A 17,504-nucleotide genomic window follows, 5' to 3' on the forward strand; every position below is an offset into this window, starting at 1 on the left:
GGACTGGATCGCTTTCGCCGTCCTGCCCGGGTCCCCGACGATGTCCTGCGGGCCGCGGTGGCGGCCCTCGCCGATTGGGCGCGCTCTCCGGGTGGCTGGGCGTCGAATGCGCCGGAGGCCGTTGCCCGGCCGGTGGGAGTCGTCGCCGTACCGTCTCTGGCCCGCCCGCAACTGGTCGGTTCCCTCGCCCAGGGAATCGCGAACATCGGCCGCCTCCCCTTCCTGGGCACCCTGGCATACACCGGGCCGAGCGGGGCGCACGCGGCACGCCGCAGCAACTCCGCTCAACGCCTCAGGACGCTGTCCGGGGCCTTCACCGTCTCCGAGGACCTGGCTGGTGCCCTGGCCAGCGCACCCGGTCCCGTCCTGCTCGTGGACGACTACACCGACTCCGGCTGGACCCTCGCAGTCGCCGCCCGTCTACTGCGCCAGGCAGGCAGCGAACAGGTTCTTCCGCTGGTCCTCGCTGCGGCAGGCTGAGCCTGCCCATTTTGTCGGCGCGAGTGCGTGTTCCCGATGACGCACCACGTGGAGTGTGTGGCGGCGTTGGAGAACGGGCGGGGAGCACCCGGTCCCGCCCCCCGTTCGGCACCCGGGCAACACCCCCGCGTCGGCGGGGAGCACAACGACGAGGACCGCGCGCCCAGTTGGGACCGGGAACACCCCCGCGTCGGCCGGGAGCACCCCGCGCCCACCGCCGGGGACTGCGGGTCAGAAGGAACACCCCCGCGTCGGCGGGGAGCACACGCTCGTGGCGCCGAAGGGGTCGAAGGACGACGGAACACCCCCGCGTCGGCGGAGAGCAGAGCTACGCGTACGTGCGGGAGGACGTCCCCGGCGGAACACCCCCGCGTCGGCGGGGAGCACTCAGCCAGCTGTACCGGCCCGAAACCCTTCTGCGGAACACCCCCGCGTCGGCGGGGAGCACCCGATGGTGGACGTCCTCGACCCCATGGCGTACGGAACACCCCCGCGTCGGCGGGGAGCACGCCGCGACGGGCCGACTCGACAACGTGCCGTTCGGAACACCCCCGCGTCGGCGGGGAGCACTCCTCCTTCGGTAGCCCCGTCGCGGCGAGCACCGGAACACCCCCGCGTCGGCGGGGAGCACAGCTCAGGGGATAGGAGGACTATGGCAGCAGTCGGAACACCCCCGCGTCGGCGGGGAGCACTCCTCTCGAATCGCCTCCGGTGTCGGGTACAGCGGAACACCCCCGCGTCGGCGGGGAGCACGTGGGGCGGTTGCTCGGCGACGCGCTTGACGGCGGAACACCCCCGCGTCGGCGGGGAGCACAAGGACGCCTCCGACGAGACGCTCAAGAAGTTCGGAACACCCCCGCGTCGGCGGGGAGCACGAGCCCCCGCCGATCTCGACCACCGGCGGGGGCGGAACACCCCCGCGTCGGCGGGGAGCACACTTCCTGACCTGCAGTTTAGGAGGGGCTTGGCGTTCTCTTTACTTGCGTGGGGCTGTGTGGGGCTGCGGTCATGCGCATCAGTGTTAGTCCGTCGAAATCGATGGGGGTGCGGCGGCGCGTACCGGCGGTGCGAATGGCGTATCCCTGTTCGGTCGGTGCGGGATGGACGAGGACTGCGGCGCCGTCGCCTACTACTTGGGAAACGGAAGTCCACAACTCGTCGCGGACGCGTGCGGATACGGTGCCGACGAAGATGCCGGGAACGACCTCGATGGTCCAGCGGGAGAGAGCGCCGCGGAGGTGGTCGGGAACAGCTGTGGTTGCAAGAACAAGCATGGAGGGCATGTCAGTCGGCCTCCCTGGCGTAGTTGGTGCCGGCGGGGAGCACGCCGTGCTCGGGGTCCCAGAGGTGGACGATGTGCGCTTCGTGGCGCTCGGTGTCGTCGATGTCTACGAAGTCTGTGTCCGCGTCCGCTGTGAGGAGTGTCTGGATATCGCGGATGGTGCGCGGCAGCAGTTTGAAGAGGCGGAGTTCTTCGCGGAACTTTCGGCGTGCGTCGGCTTCGGGATTGGTCGACTGGTGCAGGGAGAAGGCGACCGGCAGTGTGGTGTGGGCTTTGTAGAGGTCGGCGATGTCGTAGACGAAGGCGTGTTGAGTGCCGGCGTGGACGAAGCCGAGTGCTGGTGAACAGCCGAGGGCGAGAAGTGCGGCATGGACGACGCCGTACAGGCAGGTGTTGGCTGAGGACAGGGCGAGGTTGACGGGGTCTTGCTGGTCCCATTGGTCGGGGTGGTAGTTGCGGCGGAAGCGGCCGATGCCGTGTTGCTGGGCGAGGAGGCGGTAGAGGGCCTTCATCCGGTGGCCTTCCATGCCGCGTAGTTGGGCGAGGGTGACATCGTCGGGTATGGAGTCATCGAAGCGCATGCGATACATGCGCACGGCGACGTGGAGTCTGCGTTGTGGGTCGGCCCAGGAGTTGGCCTGGCGTTCGAGCCAGTGTGTGGTCAGGGAGTCCGGGAGGATGCCTGCGTAGGCGCGTACGCCACCTGAGCCGGTGCATACGACGCTGGTGCCGTGGCGTGCCAGTGTGGAGAGCGCGCGGGTGGTGATGGACACGCCAGGGCCCAGCAGGAGGCAGGAGATGGCTGCTGTGGGGATGCAGACGGTGTCGGTGTGGTCGGGGGTGACCTGGATCTGGGCGCAGACGCCGGTGTCGTCTTGGATGACGCGGACCATGTCCAGGTAGAGGAAGGAAAGCGAGTCAGCGACGCGCGGGAGCATGGCCAGGGTGGGGGCGGCGAGCCGCTGGCGCGCGTCACCGCCTCTTCGTGGCGCGCTCACTCGGCCCGGGGGGAGACGGGGGCGAGGCTGAGCAGTCCGGCTCCATAGGACTTCCCCCTGCCGATGCCGTCGAGGACAGCGGCGGTGAGTGCCTGTGGGTCGGTGATGGTGGCCGTTCCGTCGTAGCGGATGAGCTGGTGCTTGATGGGGTGGGTGTCATTGCGCCGTGAGGAAGCAGGGCGCAGCGACGTGGCCGTGGAACTGTGCAGGTGTAGGCCGGCTTCGCTCGCCCGTCGGGTCCACCACTGGTCGGCTTGGGCCCCTGTCAGCGGTATCACCTTTCCTCGTTGGTTCTTCTGCTCCAACGGCAGTCGTTCGCGCTTGACCGGGCTGACGGTGATGCGATATCGGACCGTCAGGTCCTTGCGCAGTGCCGCGAACATGGGAGCAAGGCTCTTGACGTCAACGGTGCCGTAGCCGCTGGGCAGGCGGTGAGGGGTAAGCGGGATGGCGGCCTGGACGAGCAGGACGCTTTCGTGCTCGTTGTCGTCGAGACGGTAGAGCAGACCGGTGTCCTGACGCGGGGTGTCGCCGACGTTGTCGGGAACGAGCCGCATGAGGGTCTTGTGCATTTCGGTGGCGTAGCGCAGGTCACGCTGGACGTCTTTGCTGTACGGGTTGAGTCGGATGCGGGCGAGGTAGGCCGCCACGGTCATGCCGTCTCCTGTTCGGTGTGGGTGGCGTAGCCGATGAGACGTTGGCGCAGATCGCCCGGGGAGGTCTGCAGCTTCGCGGCGAGTGGTTCGGTGGTGCGTAGGATGCGGCGTTTGGCGTGGCTGCGGGCGTGCTGGGCGTAGCTGACCGGTACGTCGGTGATAGTCACGGAGACTGCGTCGTCGGGCAATGGGCCGAGGGGGTAGGTCTCCCAGATGAAGTCCACTGGCACGGTCGCCGTGCCCGCCTCGCTGGTTTCTTCGCAGTAGTGGGCTGCGGGCGTGCTGAGCGGGATGGTGCGCAGGAGTTCGTGTACGGGGTCTTCAACCTGGGCCCGCAGAACGAAGGGCTCGTCGGGGATGCAGGAGCGGCGGCCCAGGTAGGGGTTCCAGTACGGCTGGTGCAGGGCGTCAGCGATGCGGGCGATGTCGGCGTCCGGGCCGGTCACGGCGACGACGAAGACGGCGTCGGCCAGGTAGCGTCGGCGGGTGATGACGGCGTCGCCTTTGTGGTCGCCGCCGCTGGTGGCGGCGGTTCGGTCTTTAGGTTGTCCCCCGCCGACGGTGTGGTAGTCCACTAGTAGTTCCCCGGGCCGGTCGATGCGCACGGTGAACTCCAAGTCGGCGTAGCCGCCCGGGTCCTGGTCACGGTTGCGGCCTTCGGCGGCAGCGAACATGCCGATCAAGCCCGAGCGTGTGGGAAAGGGCGCGGTATCTCGCTGGGGGGAGAACACTGACCGTTCTCCCCAGGACTGCAACGGCCCGGCCAGCCGCAGCAACATCCCGCTCATGCCTGCGGTCCCGCTTCAGGGAGGGCGGCGTCCACGGCGGCTTCGATCAGGGCGGGGTAGGACTGGTGCATCTCGCCCAATCCGGGTAGGGCTTCATCAGGGATGCCGGCGTGGCCGTGGAAGGGGCGGTTACGGTCCCCGGTGAGCCGGTTGATGTCGCGCACGTATTGCGCCAAGGCAGTACGTGAGGGACCGGAGAATCCGCCGAAGCGGTCGGCGGAGACAGGTGTTTCGAAAGCGGCGGCGAGCGAGACGGGCCGCTGGGTGCGTACCGCGGCGTAGGCCAGGTCAGGGATGGTGTGCGGGGCGGTGCTGTTCTTCTTCGCCTGCGGTAGGGACATCAGAAACTGATCCGCGAAAGACGCCAGCACCGTCCGCGCCTGTTTGTCGTCTCCGTCCAGGTTCTTGAGCAGGTCGGTGACGTTGACGGTGGCGAATCGGTAGAACACTCCGGCGCTGAATTCCGCTGTGCTGAGGTGGCCGCTGCCGGTCTCGGCTTCGCCGAGCCAGTCGTCCACGGCGGTGAAGTAGTCCCGCTGCGGCTCGCTGGCGTGTGTGGTGAAGGCGTGCGCCACTTGAGCGGCGCCGTCGACGTTGGCGCCGGGAAGTTCGGCCAGCATCCGACCCAGCAAACTGATCGATGCGGTACGGCGCTTGAGGATCTCCTCGATGCGATCCGTCGGCAGCAGCGCGCCCGGCTTCGCCTTGCCGACGCCCTTCTCCAGCGTGTCGCGGTACTCCTCGCACACGACCGCCAACTCCTCAATCGCGCTGTGCGGCAGGAACAGCAGGACCGACGTGTGGCCGGCATCTTCGGTTTTCAGGGACTTCTTCGCGCTGGCGCTGGCCGCCACCTGCCCTCCGGCGAAGGCCGCCAACTCTGGCGGCCAACCTTGCTTCTCCAGGGCTTGGGCCACCTTGACCGGCACCAGGCGGGTCCGGGCCGCAGTCTCGCCCAGATCCTGCTCGACTCCGTGCCGAATAACGCGCTTCCAGGACTGACTGGAGACACGGATCCGCGGAGCGTTGCCATACTTGACGGTCTTGGGGGAACCGAGATCGTCCCGGTTCAAATTCGCGGCCGGCACGGACTGCAGGGCGCTCAGGTCAAGGAACAGGGACATCAGTGGTTCTCCTTCTGCTCTTCCTTACGGTCTTCGAGGGTGCGCACTCGGAAGTACGCCTCCAACCAGCGCGTCGCGACCCGATCACGGTCGACGTTCCACCACGCCAAGTCGTCCAGCAGCACTGACCAGTCGATACTCACGCCACCGTTCAGTACGTGGCGGGTCAGCGACGGCAACCGCTGCTGCACGGCATCACTGCCCTGACGAACCAGCAAGTGCAGGTCGTCCTCGGCGGTATCAGGCTTGAGAAGCTTCTTGTTGACGCCCTCTGCCAGCGAAGCGCCCAGGTTCGGCCGCCTCCACCACTCCACCACGGGAGTGGGCACACTCTCCACGGCATCAGCGTCGGCCTCAGCTTCCAGAGCTGCGGCCTTATCAGTGTCGCGGGCGGTCCTGGGCCGGGCGGCGATCAGTGAGGCAACCGCGTAGTGGGCCCGCCGGGCATCGTCGTACCAACCCGGCCTCTTCGGCTCCGGCAGACGCGGTACGAGGTATCGGTGCATGTAGGTGCAGCGCTCCAGCGGGCGGCCAAGACCGGTACGCAGGTCAGCCTGCGCCTTTGTACTTCTGCCGCACAGGTCGACGACGTAGGCGACGAATGCGTCGTACCTGTCGAATTGCTCTTGCCTCTTGCTACGGGGTGGTGCTGGGGCAGATGCCATGGCATGTCCCTATCGCGATGATTGGGTGACGGTTCGCTGGGAGTGGGGGATGACAGCGTGGAGTGCGGCGCGGGCTCGCGAGCGGGCCCGCGCCCCGCGCAGGTCGGCACGGGCCGCGCCCATGGCGGCGTCCAGCGATTCCAACGCCGCGGTGACGAACGGTTGATAGGCCGGGGCGTCGAGTTGCTGGGGTGTCGCGAGCTGCCAGAAGACGCGCTCAGCGGCCGGCCAGTAGTGACCCATGGCGGTACGAGCCCATGGGCCGGGCCGCTTACGATCCAGTGTGACCTTGGCTGATGTGTCCTCGGGCGGGTCGGTGGCCAGCTTCCATGCCAGCTTCGCCGCATACTCAAGCCGTTCCCCGACCTGTTCGGCGGCCTGGTGGCAGCGGGCGATATGCAGCGCCATCGCGTCGCCTTCGTCGCTCACTCCCTCAAGCCAACCCAGTACAGCGGGAGTTGTCGCCTCGAACCAGCCGTGGTCACGTTGCTGCCCGTCCTGGTCGAACCCATACGCACGAACCCGCAAGTCCGTTAGCCGCTGCGCAGGCAAGTACTCGAAACACAGTGGTCGTTGGCCTTGACCGTCGTCCTTGAGCAGCAGTGCGTCCAGGTCCCGCCACAGCGCGCGCTGCTGATCGGCAGCCCGAGCAAACGGCGCGCCGCCGGCTTTGGGCATGTCCAAGATGACGTGCGGATCGGGCGCTGCAGAAGGCGGCTGATGCGTCGACCAGGTCACATACGCGTCCGTCACGTGCGTACCTCCAGCCGAGGGCTCGAGCAGCACCGCGTGGCGGGCACGCCCGGTCAGCCACCGGCCCGGCCACGTCAACGGCCGTGGTGGCGCGAGAGGGTTCGGAAGTTCCTCCTCCCATGGGCACAGGTCTGCCTCGTCCAGGTCGATCTGATCGTTCGGGCCGGGCACCGCCAGGACCAGGGTTGTGAACAGATCCTCGGCCCACACATGAAACGACACGCTTTTACGTAGCGGACCGGCAAGCCCGTTCCCTGGCTTGTCTGCGGTGATCCGCCGCGGAGTGCACTGCCCGGAAGGCCCGTAGTACAGCTGAGCGATCATGTGCCACGTGGCCTCGGCCGCCGGAACCGGCACCGGATCACCATCAGTGAAGTGCCCGAAAAGAACAGCTCCGTTCACGCCCGTCGGTCGGCCGAACACCAGCTTGTTCACACCCGACGGATTCGCATTCCCCTTCGCATCAAGGCACTCATCACGCAGCCGCGGATCCTGCAGAAACGGCCGCTCAGCATCGAATAGATCGAAGCGACCGCAGGGCACCTCGTCATCGAAGTAGGCGTCCACCACCTTGCCGTCGAACCGCCCCTGCGCCAGGACCCGATCACGCAGCGCCAGCCAGTCCTCGATGTCCTCGGCCAACTCACGGTCGTCGAGCCGCTCGCCGTCGACCCGGGCAACCCGCGCCGTCATCGCAGCCAGCACACGTAAGAGCCCGGAGGCCGCCGGCGGTACCGGCAACTCCACATCCTCGATCTCATGCGCCCGGTGGAACAGCTCCCGAAACCCCACCCGCCCAGTCGCACCGTCCATGAAACGCACCGGAATCCAGGGCTGCTCCCTCAGATCCCACCTAGCGGCCATCCCTCCCCCTTTCAGGCAGCACTCGGCCATCACACAACCGGTCGGGCTGAACCTCCACCAGCGGTGCAGTGCAGACAGTGAAGCAGCCCCCACTGACAATCGCGGCCACTCTCCAAGATCCGCACCCGCCGACCCTCCTCACCTGCCGGGCGCCGAAGGAACGCGGACCAGGGGCCAGGCCCCCTCACCGGTCATCTTCAGGCCCTCGACCTCGGGGAGTAGCGATGGCGGGCTTACTGCCTGACGAGCCCGAGTTCCTCGTCCAGCCACATCTGCCTGCGGCCAACGGTCACCGGCTGTGGCTGGCCATCACAAACCGGCTGGGCAAGCACGAGCAGTTCGCTCAGCATCGGGTGATCAGCCCATGCAGTTGGCGGTTGACAGCGCTCGCGTTCGCCGCTGAACCACCCCGCACGCACCGGGATGGTCTTGCCCATCAACCTCCGCACGTCCTTGACCGCCCACCGACCGTCCTCGCCGGGCTGCGGAAGCTCCTGATCACCGCCGACGTCCAGCGTGAGCGTCCCGTCCGGCTGCTGGTAGACGCACAGCAGGCGTACCGAGTCCGCTCCCAGCCGGGTCGCGGCATCCCATTCGTCTTCCGTGCCTTGCAGGTGGTGCAGCTGATGCAGCTGGCGGACACCGCGTGGCCGGGGAATCACCAGCGCGCCCCCAACGCTACGCTCTGCCAGGCCCTTGCCGACATACGCCGACCATTGCTCCGAGCGCACCGGGTCATCCCAATGGAAAAGCTCCGGACGGTCGCCGTGCACCCGCTCGACAAGATCTTGAACGTCACCCGGGATCGCAACGGTCGCCCTTGGCAACTCACTCAGGGCCTTCGAGGTCTCCGCCAACAAAAACTCCGGGTACACCTCCCCCCACTGCCGCGGCACCCCGCCCCCGTCCAACAACGGATCCAGCACAACCAGCCGCGGGCCAGTTACAACCGCCCAGTCGGGACGGCTCCGCCCCTGCGGGCGCCCCTGCCCTGCCCACCAGGTCTCATGACGCCAGCAGCGACCCGCCCGCTGCAACAGCAACGCCAACGGCGCAAGGTCGCTGACCACCAGATCGGCATCCAAATCCAGCGACTGCTCAACGACTTGAGTCGCTACGATGATCCGCCGCTCAGGGCGTGGCCCGAGACGCCCCAGGCCAGCCGTCACCATCTGCGTACGGGCTTCGCGCACGTCGCCCGGGAACCGCGCATGAAGAATCTGAAGATCGCTTCGCGACAGCCCCCGGTCCTCGTACCGCTCCTTCAGCCACGTATATGTCGCCTGCGCGTTGCCCACCGTGTTGCACACCACCAGCATGCAACCCCCACTGCCGGAGACAATCGGGTCAGCGAGCCGCTCGATGACCGCAAGCCGATCGCGCGCCCCTCCGCAAGATCCATGTACAACCGGTACCTGATCGACCTTCAGGTCCATTCGCCGCTCGGCTGCCTGCTCCTCCCGGAGCGCATCCGAGATCACGGTGCACTCGGCCGTCTCCGCGTCGACGTACAACCAACCCGGGTAAGGAGCCGAGAAGGACCGCTCCTCGGACTGCTTACACCCAGCTCCCTTCAAGTACTCCTTGATCAGCCGATCACTGACCGACATCGGCAACGTCGCCGACATCAGCACCACCGGCACCCCATACGCCCCAAGCCAACACAGCAACCGCCCGAGCAACACCTGCATGTACGGGTCATACGCATGCGCCTCATCGACAATGAACGTCTTGCCCGACAGCGCCAGCATCCGCAACGCGTTATGACGCACCGGCAGCACGGCCATCAGCGCCTGGTCCACCGTCCCCACCGTGTACTGCGCCAACAACGGCCGCTTCGGCCCCCGCAGCCACCACCGCGGCCGCATCAAAGCCTGATAGCCCTCGGCCCGGGTGCTGTTCTCCAAACCGTCACACACCATGACCCGCGGGCCAGCGACCAAGTCATCGTCCGCGTACGCCTTGCTCAGCCACGCCATGCTGTGCGTCAGCGTCAAGCCCGCCCCACCCGCACCCTGCCGAGCCAACACCCCCGCCACCCGGCCGTGCATCTGGTCGCTGGTGGCCATCGTGGGCAGCAGGAAGGCAAAGCCTCGCGTCCCGAACCCTCCCGACAGCACTCGCTCCGCTTCCAAGGCGGCCTCGCTCTTCCCGTCCCCCGGAGCTGCGGTCACCAGCAAGATCCCCCCGCGCGCCCTCCTGCCCGGCTGCCGCGCCCCGACCGCTGTCGGCAACTCCTCGGCGATAGACCGCTGCAAAGCGTTCGGCTTCCCCGCGATGTCGTATGCCTCGCAAAAACCCTTCCGCTCCAGCGCAACGGGCATCAGTCCGGCCTCGCGCGCCAGACACTCGGCATCCCTCAACGACTTCCCGAAGTGCCCCTGCAAAGGCCCCAGTCGGCGCTGCCGAGACCTCAGATAATGCTCCTGACTGACCAACCAGTCCGCCAGGATCACCACACCCGTCACCAGCACCGCAGCTGCGGCACTGAACTTCATCGGCAGTTCCGGCGCACCCACTGCGTCGAACACGGCCGCCGCATGCGCCTCCCGCTGCAGCGCCCATGCCTTACCACCCAACAGTGCTTCGCGAGCCGACGACACCGCGAGCGGATCCGGGCGATAAAAACGCCCGTGATGGCCCCCGACGATCTCCGCCACCCGGGACACGGCAGCGCCCGACGACAGCTCGTTCCCAAAGCCAAGCGCTCGCAGTACCGCGGGGGCGGCCTTCATTCCCGCCAGGTCATGAGCCACGTCATCGACACCGATCTTTCCCCGATCCCGCATCAGCTCATCGCTCAGCCATCCCTCCGCCCTGGCCTCGCAGAACTGGAACCCCGAGATCTTCCCGATGTCGTGCAAACCCGCGCACAACCCAACGAGCCGACGAACGCGCTTCGGCTCACCGGCCAAATCCAGGCCAGCAGCGATACAGCTGCGCTGACTGCTCGACAGAAAGTTATCCCACAAGAACAACGCCATCGCTGCCGAATCCAGCAGATGCCGTACCAGCGGATACGGGGGCAGGCCGGGATCAAGCCCACGCGACTTCCCCCACAACGACTCGTCTAACGCCCACTCCCGCCTATGCGCCACCCGCCGCCTCCTCCGGCTCCACCCATCCTGTTGCCACCGATCGAACCAGACACCACTGACACTGGCGCCCGGCCGAACGGCTGTACCGTGTCTACGTGGCCCCACAACAGCTCACCCAGCAGGCAAAGCAAGAGCAAAGCCTCTCCTGAACCGCAGGTCAGGCAGTGTCCTCCCCGCCGACGCGGGGGTGTTCCGGCTGAGCTGTTGCGCATGGCCTATGCGGGCGGGTCCTCCCCGCCGACGCGGGGGTGTTCCGGTGAGCGTGGCCTTGGCCGTCGACAGGACCTTGTCCTCCCCGCCGACGCGGGGGTGTTCCCATGGGCGTCACGGTCGAGGGCTGATCGACCACGTCCTCCCCGCCGACGCGGGGGTGTTCCGATCACACCGGACCGGTACGGCGAGGTCATCGCGTCCTCCCCGCCGACGCGGGGGTGTTCCGGTGTTGTCGCAGACCAAGGTCACAATGTCCTAGTCCTCCCCGCCGACGCGGGGGTGTTCCGTTGATCGGCTTTTTGAAAACATCTTCCAGACCGTCCTCCCCGCCGACGCGGGGGTGTTCCGGCCCGCCGGTCCGGCGTCGAGACCCAGGGCGAGTCCTCCCCGCCGACGCGGGGGTGTTCCGATCCGGGACGTAGACGTCACCGAGGTGTTGGAGTCCTCCCCGCCGACGCGGGGGTGTTCCGGCTCTGGCGTGGTTCACACTGTGAGATTCGGGGTCCTCCCCGCCGACGCGGGGGTGTTCCGTTCCTCGCCACCGTGGCAACGGCCGCGGCGCTGTCCTCCCCGCCGACGCGGGGGTGTTCCGCTGCTCATCGACGCCCTTCCGTACCCGGCCTAGTCCTCCCCGCCGACGCGGGGGTGTTCCGATCCATTGCACGACGACGATGCACGCGTCACCGGTCCTCCCCGCCGACGCGGGGGTGTTCCGACGACCCGAAGCGCATGGCCCTCGCCTGCGACGTCCTCCCCGCCGACGCGGGGGTGTTCCGCAGTTCGTGGTCGCGGGGCGCTGACCGGTGGCGTCCTCCCCGCCGACGCGGGGGTGTTCCGTAGCTGGTCGCAGCCCCCGTGGACAGGGTTGCGTCCTCCCCGCCGACGCGGGGGTGTTCCGCCGTCCGGACCGTGTCCGCCGAACTCGACGCTGTCCTCCCCGCCGACGCGGGGGTGTTCCGCTGCTGCTGGCCGCCACCACGCCGCCCAACCAGTCCTCCCCGCCGACGCGGGGGTGTTCCGTACGTGTGGGGCGGCGCCAGCCCGCAGACCGGGTCCTCCCCGCCGACGCGGGGGTGTTCCGTACGTGTGGGGCGGCGCCAGCCCGCAGACCGGGTCCTCCCCGCCGACGCGGGGGTGTTCCGCCGCGGGCGTCGTGGTCGACGGTGTCGGCGGCGTCCTCCCCGCCGACGCGGGGGTGTTTCGCGAGGATCGGCCGAGGACTCTCTCGTCCTGCTGTCCTCCCCGCCGACGCGGGGGTGTTCCGCCGAAAGAGGTCGCTGCGGCGACCGGCTACAGGTCCTCCCCGCCGACGCGGGGGTGTTCCGACCAGCCTGACCAAGCCCAAGGCCCCGGTAGGGTCCTCCCCGCCGACGCGGGGGTGTTCCGGTGACCCTCGCGTCCGGCGCGCAGATCTGGCCGTCCTCCCCGCCGACGCGGGGGTGTTCCGCCTCTTCACCGGTGGCTTGTCGACAACCGTCAGTCCTCCCCGCCGACGCGGGGGTGTTCCGACCAGGCAGACCCGCGGTTGCTTGGCGTCGGCGTCCTCCCCGCCGACGCGGGGGTGTTCCAGCCTTCACGGTCGGCGAGCAAAGGGGCGTCGAGTCCTCCCCGCCGACGCGGGGGTGTTCCGCCCTCCGCCCTGATCGAACGCCCCGGCGAGCAGTCCTCCCCGCCGACGCGGGGGTGTTCCGTCGATGTCGGCGTCCATCGAGATCAGCGGAGGGTCCTCCCCGCCGACGCGGGGGTGTTCCGCTCAACGTCGAGCAGGCCGAACTCGCCATCAAGTCCTCCCCGCCGACGCGGGGGTGTTCCGGAACTGGATCGTGATGTCAGAAGAGACGTTCAGTCCTCCCCGCCGACGCGGGGGTGTTCCGTTGATCGGCTTTTTGAAAACATCTTCGAGGCCGTCCTCCCCGCCGACGCGGGGGTGTTCCGCAGTCCCGATGTTCGTCGACGAAGACGACCTCGCCCTCCCCGCCGACGCGGGGGTGTTCCGTTTCGCCACAGGTCCGACGCGCCCATTACTTAGTCCTCCCCGCCGACGCGGGGTGTTCCGTCCACCAAGTACGGCCACCTGTCGGCCGTCGCGTCCTCCCCGCCGACGCGGGGGTGTTCCGCCGGGAGCGACAACATCAGCACCCGGGTCCGCGTCCTCCCCGCCGACGCGGGGGTGTTCCGCCGGCCGGCGCCGGGCGGCCGCCGGAATACTGGTCCTCCCCGCCGACGCGGGGGTGTTCCGTCATGCCGCTGTTCCGCCGGGTGCACGCCAACGTCCTCCCCGCCGACGCGGGGGTGTTCCGCCCCATACGCCGACGACGGGACCAGGAGATGAGTCCTCCCCGCCGACGCGGGGGTGTTCCGGGCTGTCAGAGCCTCTTGGGCGCAATCCTCAGGTCCTCCCCGCCGACGCGGGGGTGTTCCGGAGGTGACGCATGCGTTGGCTACAACGCCCCAGTCCTCCCCGCCGACGCGGGGGTGTTCCGGCCCGCGCGGAGCTGCTCACGGTCGCCGGTGAGTCCTCCCCGCCGACGCGGGGGTGTTCCGTAATGCCTCAACCAGTGAGGCGTCATGGTGGCGTCCTCCCCGCCGACGCGGGGGTGTTCCGTCAGGCATAGGCACCTCGCGCCCTTCGTCGTCGTCCTCCCCGCCGACGCGGGGGTGTTCCGGCCGCCGAGCGCAAGTACCTGCGCAAGCAGGCGTCCTCCCCGCCGACGCGGGGGTGTTCCGCATGGCCGGACGGCGTCGCCGGAGCAGGCGGTGTCCTCCCCGCCGACGCGGGGGTGTTCCGCACGTCGTGACGCTGCCCCAGGACGGGTCGGTGTCCTCCCCGCCGACGCGGGGGTGTTCCGATGCGGGGCCATGGAGCGACCGCGGTTCAGTCGTCCTCCCCGCCGACGCGGGGGTGTTCCGATCCCCGCATGGCTGCGCGGCGGCGCAGACCGGTCCTCCCCGCCGACGCGGGGGTGTTCCGGAGGCCGGGGCCGGCGAGCACGCACCGGGCCAGTCCTCCCCGCCGACGCGGGGGTGTTCCGGACCCAGGTGAGTTCTCCTCTCAGGCCCCGGCGTCCTCCCCGCCGACGCGGGGGTGTTCCGTGACCGAACGCCGTGACACTCTCGCCTGGGCCGTCTTCCCCGCCGACGCGGGGGTGTTCCGCCGAAGGGCGCGGCGAACGTTGCGATGGCCAGGTCCTCCCCGCCGACGCGGGGGTGTTCCGAAGGGCGAGTTTGACATTCCAGCCTGACCGCCCTCCTCCCCGCCGACGCGGGGGTGTTCCGGCCGGCACCTGGCCGAGGGGGAGCAGCTGCTAGTTCTCCCCGCCGACGTGGGAGTGTTCCGAGGAGGAGCCCGGGGGCCGGGCAGCGCGGTCCTCCCGCCGACGCGGGGGTGTTCCGCCAAGGTCACCGTTCCTGGCGAGGAATCGGCTCGGGGGCCAGTGCGTACCGCCCTCGACCGGGACTCCCGCACGCCTGCGGACGGTGGACGGCGAGCTGGGAGGCGGGCCGGGCCATCGCGACTTGCTTCATCGAGGACCGGCGACAGGTCGCCCACTCCTGGGCAGCAGCCTACGACGAGGCGGAGCGCGGCCGAGAGGCGGTGCGGCTCGATCGAGCTGGCCGAGGAGCGGGTGGCACAGGACCAGGCGGCAACGGAGGCCAAGCGTGCCCAACGTCGGGACTCGCGGCGCGGGTGGGCACCGGTTGTGCAAGCGGTGCACGGGATGGGCAGAGTCGGGGGCAGGACTCGAACCTGGGCCAAGTGCTTAGAAGGCGCCTGCTCTATCCGCTGAGCTACGGGGGCTGACCTGCGCAAACGCGGTCCTTCATGCGCTCGCCCCACGAGCCTGTGGGACGTATGTGGGATCCGCGGAACCCTGGGGTCCGTGGGACGCGAGCGCCCCAGCGGGCCGCACGTAGGATCGCACATAATCTTCACCACTCCGAGGCCCCTAGCGGAAACAATCCTGCACCCGCCCGGCGTTGTCGATCTCCGAGCCGAGGAGGGGAAGGTGTCGGGCCTGAAGCTGTTCCACACGACGACGAGTGGCGTGACGGAGGTTACGCCGCGTCTTGCTGAGGTCGAGGCTGATGTGCAGGACCTCGTCGAGGCGCACATGGAGACGATGCTTGGGGTGCGGTTCCTGGCGAGCGAGTACGCCATTGACTGCGTCGACGGCGGACGGATCGACTCGCTGGGGCTCGACGAGAACAACGCACCCGTCATCGTCGAATATAAGCGCGGCACCGACGCCGGAGTGATCAACCAGGGCCTCTACTACATGTCGTGGCTCATGGCCCACAAGGACGCCTTCCGGGGCCTGGTCAGCGACCGGCTCGGGGTTTCAGCCGCGTCTCAGGTCTTGTGGAGTGCACCCAGGCTGATCTGCGTCGCCGGCGACTTCAGCCGCTACGACGCACACGCTGTACGCGAGCACCGGCGCAGCATCGACTTGGTCCGCTACCGGTACTTCGGTAGCGAGCACATCGGCCTTGAGACCGTGGCTTCCGTCACCGGGCAGTCGGCTGTGCCCAAGCGGGCCCGTCGACGCGCGGTCGGGCTACCGCCTGCCCGAAGGCAGGACGCAGCGATGGCGGAGTTGGCCGAGGCGGTCGACGAGGCGCTGCTCGGCCTCGGGGACGGCGTTACCCGGGTCCAGCGCAAGCAGTACACGGCGTACCAGCGGCTGCGGAACTTCGCCTGCGTCTGCCCGCCGCAGCAGACCAAGCTCCTCGTCTACCTCAAGGCGGACCCCAAGGGCGTCGACCTTGTTCCCGGCTTTACCCGGGATGTGACGGGGCTCGGTCACCACGGCACGGGCGACTTGGAGGTGCAGCTTCGCACCGAGCGGGACTTGGAGCGGGCCGAGGACTTGTTCCGTCTGAGCTGCGCCGCGGCGTAGTTCTTGCCCGCCGCGCTGATGTGGCTTGGAGCAGGCAGCCCGGTGTTGGTGCAGCCTGTCAGATGCGGTTCATCGGCCGGGTCAGGCGTCCGTGGGCTGCGGGTCGTCGACGTGCTTGAGCGCGGTACGGGCCTTGGGTACGTCCGGGCCGCTGAGCGTCGCCCAGAACTCGTGCGTCGCCAACTGCTGGGCTAGGTCCCGCTGGTGGGAGAGGAGCTTGTCGACGGCGGCGTGGTCGTCGTCGGTCCAGCCGACGGATGCCGGATGCTGCACGCCGCGGGCGTCGGTGTAGGGCTCGGGCATGGGTTCCGGCCTGTGTGGGAGGTGTGCGTACAGGTCGGCGAGGTCGCGCTGGGCTTGTTGCCAGTCGCGTTGGAGCTGGATCAAGTCATCAGGGTAGTGGAATTCGGCCACGCCAGAATCGTACAAAGCATCGATTCAAGATCGCGTGGCGACACCCCGAGTACCCTGACGAACTCATGGAACGGCTGCCCGAGAGCGTGGACCTCGACATCCTGGAGCACTGGATCATCTTCGCGCTGAAGACAATCCGCGAGACACGGGACTGCACCCTTCACGAGGCAATGGACGTCTTCACCCAGCGGTACGAACAGCTCCGCCGCCAGCGCCCGGACGACTTCCAACTGAGTCGGGAAGAGTACGGCCGGGGGTTCTACTCGTAACTCCCCGCCACCACAGGCGAGTACCTGATCTCGTGCTCCCGGGCCACCCGGTTCCGCGGCCTCACAGATCCTTGCAGCGCCTCAAGGAACAACACGCGTCCGATCTCCCGCGCCTCCGCCTCCGACACCTGCAGCAGCCAACCCCGCCGTTCCTCATCCCACACTGCCTCTACCACCGCGTCGTCCAACGGTGCGAGCAAGCCCTGCAGCTTCTCGGTGATTCGCACATAGCCGCGGACCAAGTCCATCTCCGAGGGCACCAACCCCAACTCGCGGTACGCCGGATCGGCCTGCTTGGTCAACCACCGCTTCTCCGCATCCGCTGGCACGGCCCGCAACTCTCGGTAGACCAGAGCGTCCGAGCCGTGCACGGTCAGCCGCACCGCCCAACCCTCACCGCGGCCCGGCGCCGGCACGGCCAGCTCGACCAGACCTCGCTCGGCCAACCGCCGGCAGCCCGCATCCGGCTCCCCGGACTCGCACGTCCACCACTCGTCCGCTGCCATCCGCTCGCGGACCGTCTCCAGCAACTCCCAGTCCTGCGGTCGCAGTTCCACCCACGCCCCCTTACGTGCTCGCTGGCGCAGATCCTGCCGCAGTACCCGCAGCCCCGGCGGCCGAACGAGCAGACAACCACCCGACAGAGAACTTGTGCAACACGAAGCCCCCGCCGCAGCAAGCGGCGAGGGCTGCACGACGCTCCGCCTCAGCCTGCCAGCCGAACCTCTCCAGCAGCGGTCACCGACCACTGTGGACCAGTGACGGCGTCACGGCACCACACGAACTGCCGACCGAGCTCCACGGTCATCCCGAAGTCGTACAGCTCCGGCTGCCCGGCATCGAGCCACCAGCCCCACGCCTGCTCGACCTCGTCCACCAGCCGCCGCGGCCCACCCTGGAGGGCGCGCTCCACCGCTTCACACGTGCGCAAGAAGTGGCTGGTGCGGAATCAGACATACCAGTGACGTGATCTAGTCAACCGACCTACGGGCAGGCCGACTT

Annotated in this window: 13 protein-coding genes, 1 pseudogene and 3 CRISPR repeat arrays; of the genes and pseudogenes, 3 read left to right on the plus strand and 11 right to left on the minus strand. The window is 68.5% G+C overall.

Annotation, left to right across the window (positions count from 1 at the left end; all coding sequences use genetic code 11):
- Positions 1-30: 30 nt before the first annotated feature.
- Positions 31-480: pseudogene (locus tag P3G67_RS24630) on the plus strand (recombinase RecQ); the annotation flags it as partial.
- A 115-nt stretch (positions 481-595) separates the two neighbouring features.
- Positions 596-1,416: a CRISPR direct-repeat array (repeat unit 29 nt; unit sequence CGGAACACCCCCGCGTCGGCGGGGAGCAC).
- A 17-nt stretch (positions 1,417-1,433) separates the two neighbouring features.
- Here the strand turns inward: P3G67_RS24630 and cas2e are convergent.
- The 8 genes from cas2e to cas3 all read right to left on the minus strand — a co-directional run bounded on the left by cas2e (position 1,434) and on the right by cas3 (position 10,708).
- Complete coding sequence (cas2e, locus tag P3G67_RS24635) at positions 1,434-1,763, minus strand: type I-E CRISPR-associated endoribonuclease Cas2e (protein ID WP_276095430.1); 330 nt, start codon at positions 1,761-1,763, stop codon at positions 1,434-1,436.
- A gap of 1 nt (position 1,764) precedes the next feature.
- Positions 1,765-2,700, minus strand: coding sequence for a type I-E CRISPR-associated endonuclease Cas1e (gene cas1e, locus P3G67_RS24640; protein WP_276095516.1), 936 nt, complete (start codon positions 2,698-2,700; stop codon positions 1,765-1,767).
- Positions 2,701-2,756: 56 nt separating this feature from the next.
- Positions 2,757-3,416, minus strand: coding sequence for a type I-E CRISPR-associated protein Cas6/Cse3/CasE (gene cas6e, locus P3G67_RS24645; protein ID WP_276095431.1), 660 nt, complete (start codon positions 3,414-3,416; stop codon positions 2,757-2,759).
- A complete protein-coding gene (cas5e, locus tag P3G67_RS24650) occupies positions 3,413-4,204 on the minus strand; it encodes a type I-E CRISPR-associated protein Cas5/CasD (RefSeq protein WP_276095432.1) in 792 nt (263 codons plus the stop codon). Before cas5e ends, cas6e begins: the two co-directional genes overlap by 4 nt.
- Positions 4,201-5,328: a type I-E CRISPR-associated protein Cas7/Cse4/CasC gene (gene cas7e / locus P3G67_RS24655; protein ID WP_276095433.1), complete on the minus strand. Its 1,128-nt coding sequence runs from the start codon at positions 5,326-5,328 to the stop codon at positions 4,201-4,203. Before cas7e ends, cas5e begins: the two co-directional genes overlap by 4 nt.
- Complete coding sequence (gene casB / locus P3G67_RS24660) at positions 5,328-5,993, minus strand: type I-E CRISPR-associated protein Cse2/CasB (RefSeq protein ID WP_276095434.1); 666 nt, start codon at positions 5,991-5,993, stop codon at positions 5,328-5,330. Before casB ends, cas7e begins: the two co-directional genes overlap by 1 nt.
- A 9-nt stretch (positions 5,994-6,002) precedes the next feature.
- The gene (gene casA / locus P3G67_RS24665) at positions 6,003-7,640 is read right to left on the minus strand and encodes a type I-E CRISPR-associated protein Cse1/CasA (protein WP_313881205.1); all 1,638 of its coding nucleotides are present in this window, start codon (positions 7,638-7,640) and stop codon (positions 6,003-6,005) included.
- A 203-nt stretch (positions 7,641-7,843) separates the two neighbouring features.
- Positions 7,844-10,708 (minus strand): CRISPR-associated helicase Cas3', encoded by a 2,865-nt coding sequence (cas3, locus tag P3G67_RS24670; protein ID WP_276095436.1) that lies wholly within the window; start codon positions 10,706-10,708, stop codon positions 7,844-7,846.
- A 166-nt stretch (positions 10,709-10,874) separates the two neighbouring features.
- Positions 10,875-12,918: direct repeats of the CRISPR family, unit length 29 nt; unit sequence GTCCTCCCCGCCGACGCGGGGGTGTTCCG.
- 91 nt (positions 12,919-13,009) lie between these two features.
- Positions 13,010-14,314: direct repeats of the CRISPR family, unit length 29 nt; unit sequence GTCCTCCCCGCCGACGCGGGGGTGTTCCG.
- A 614-nt stretch (positions 14,315-14,928) separates the two neighbouring features.
- On the opposite strand from cas3, the gene P3G67_RS24675 reads away from it, so the two are divergent.
- Positions 14,929-15,819 carry a DUF5655 domain-containing protein gene (locus P3G67_RS24675; protein ID WP_276095437.1) on the plus strand — a complete coding sequence of 297 codons (891 nt, stop codon included), beginning with the start codon at positions 14,929-14,931 and terminating at the stop codon, positions 15,817-15,819.
- Between the two features lie 81 nt (positions 15,820-15,900).
- Here the strand turns inward: P3G67_RS24675 and P3G67_RS24680 are convergent, their stop codons facing one another.
- Positions 15,901-16,233: a hypothetical protein gene (locus tag P3G67_RS24680; protein ID WP_276095438.1), complete on the minus strand. Its 333-nt coding sequence runs from the start codon at positions 16,231-16,233 to the stop codon at positions 15,901-15,903.
- 65 nt (positions 16,234-16,298) lie between these two features.
- On the opposite strand from P3G67_RS24680, the gene P3G67_RS24685 reads away from it, so the two are divergent.
- Positions 16,299-16,502 carry a hypothetical protein gene (locus tag P3G67_RS24685; RefSeq protein WP_276095439.1) on the plus strand — a complete coding sequence of 68 codons (204 nt, stop codon included), beginning with the start codon at positions 16,299-16,301 and terminating at the stop codon, positions 16,500-16,502.
- On the opposite strand, the gene P3G67_RS24690 is transcribed toward P3G67_RS24685, so the two are convergent.
- Positions 16,493-17,059: a DUF6417 family protein gene (locus P3G67_RS24690; RefSeq protein ID WP_276095440.1), complete on the minus strand. Its 567-nt coding sequence runs from the start codon at positions 17,057-17,059 to the stop codon at positions 16,493-16,495. The genes P3G67_RS24685 and P3G67_RS24690 overlap by 10 nt on opposite strands.
- Positions 17,060-17,208: 149 nt before the next feature.
- Entirely contained in the window at positions 17,209-17,433 is a 225-nt protein-coding gene (locus P3G67_RS24695; protein ID WP_276095441.1) for a hypothetical protein, read from the minus strand.
- Between the last annotated feature and the right edge of the window lie 71 nt (positions 17,434-17,504).

The sequence above is a fragment of the Streptomyces silvisoli genome, assembly GCF_029269905.1.
Lineage (GTDB): Bacteria > Actinomycetota > Actinomycetes > Streptomycetales > Streptomycetaceae > Streptantibioticus_A > Streptantibioticus_A silvisoli_A.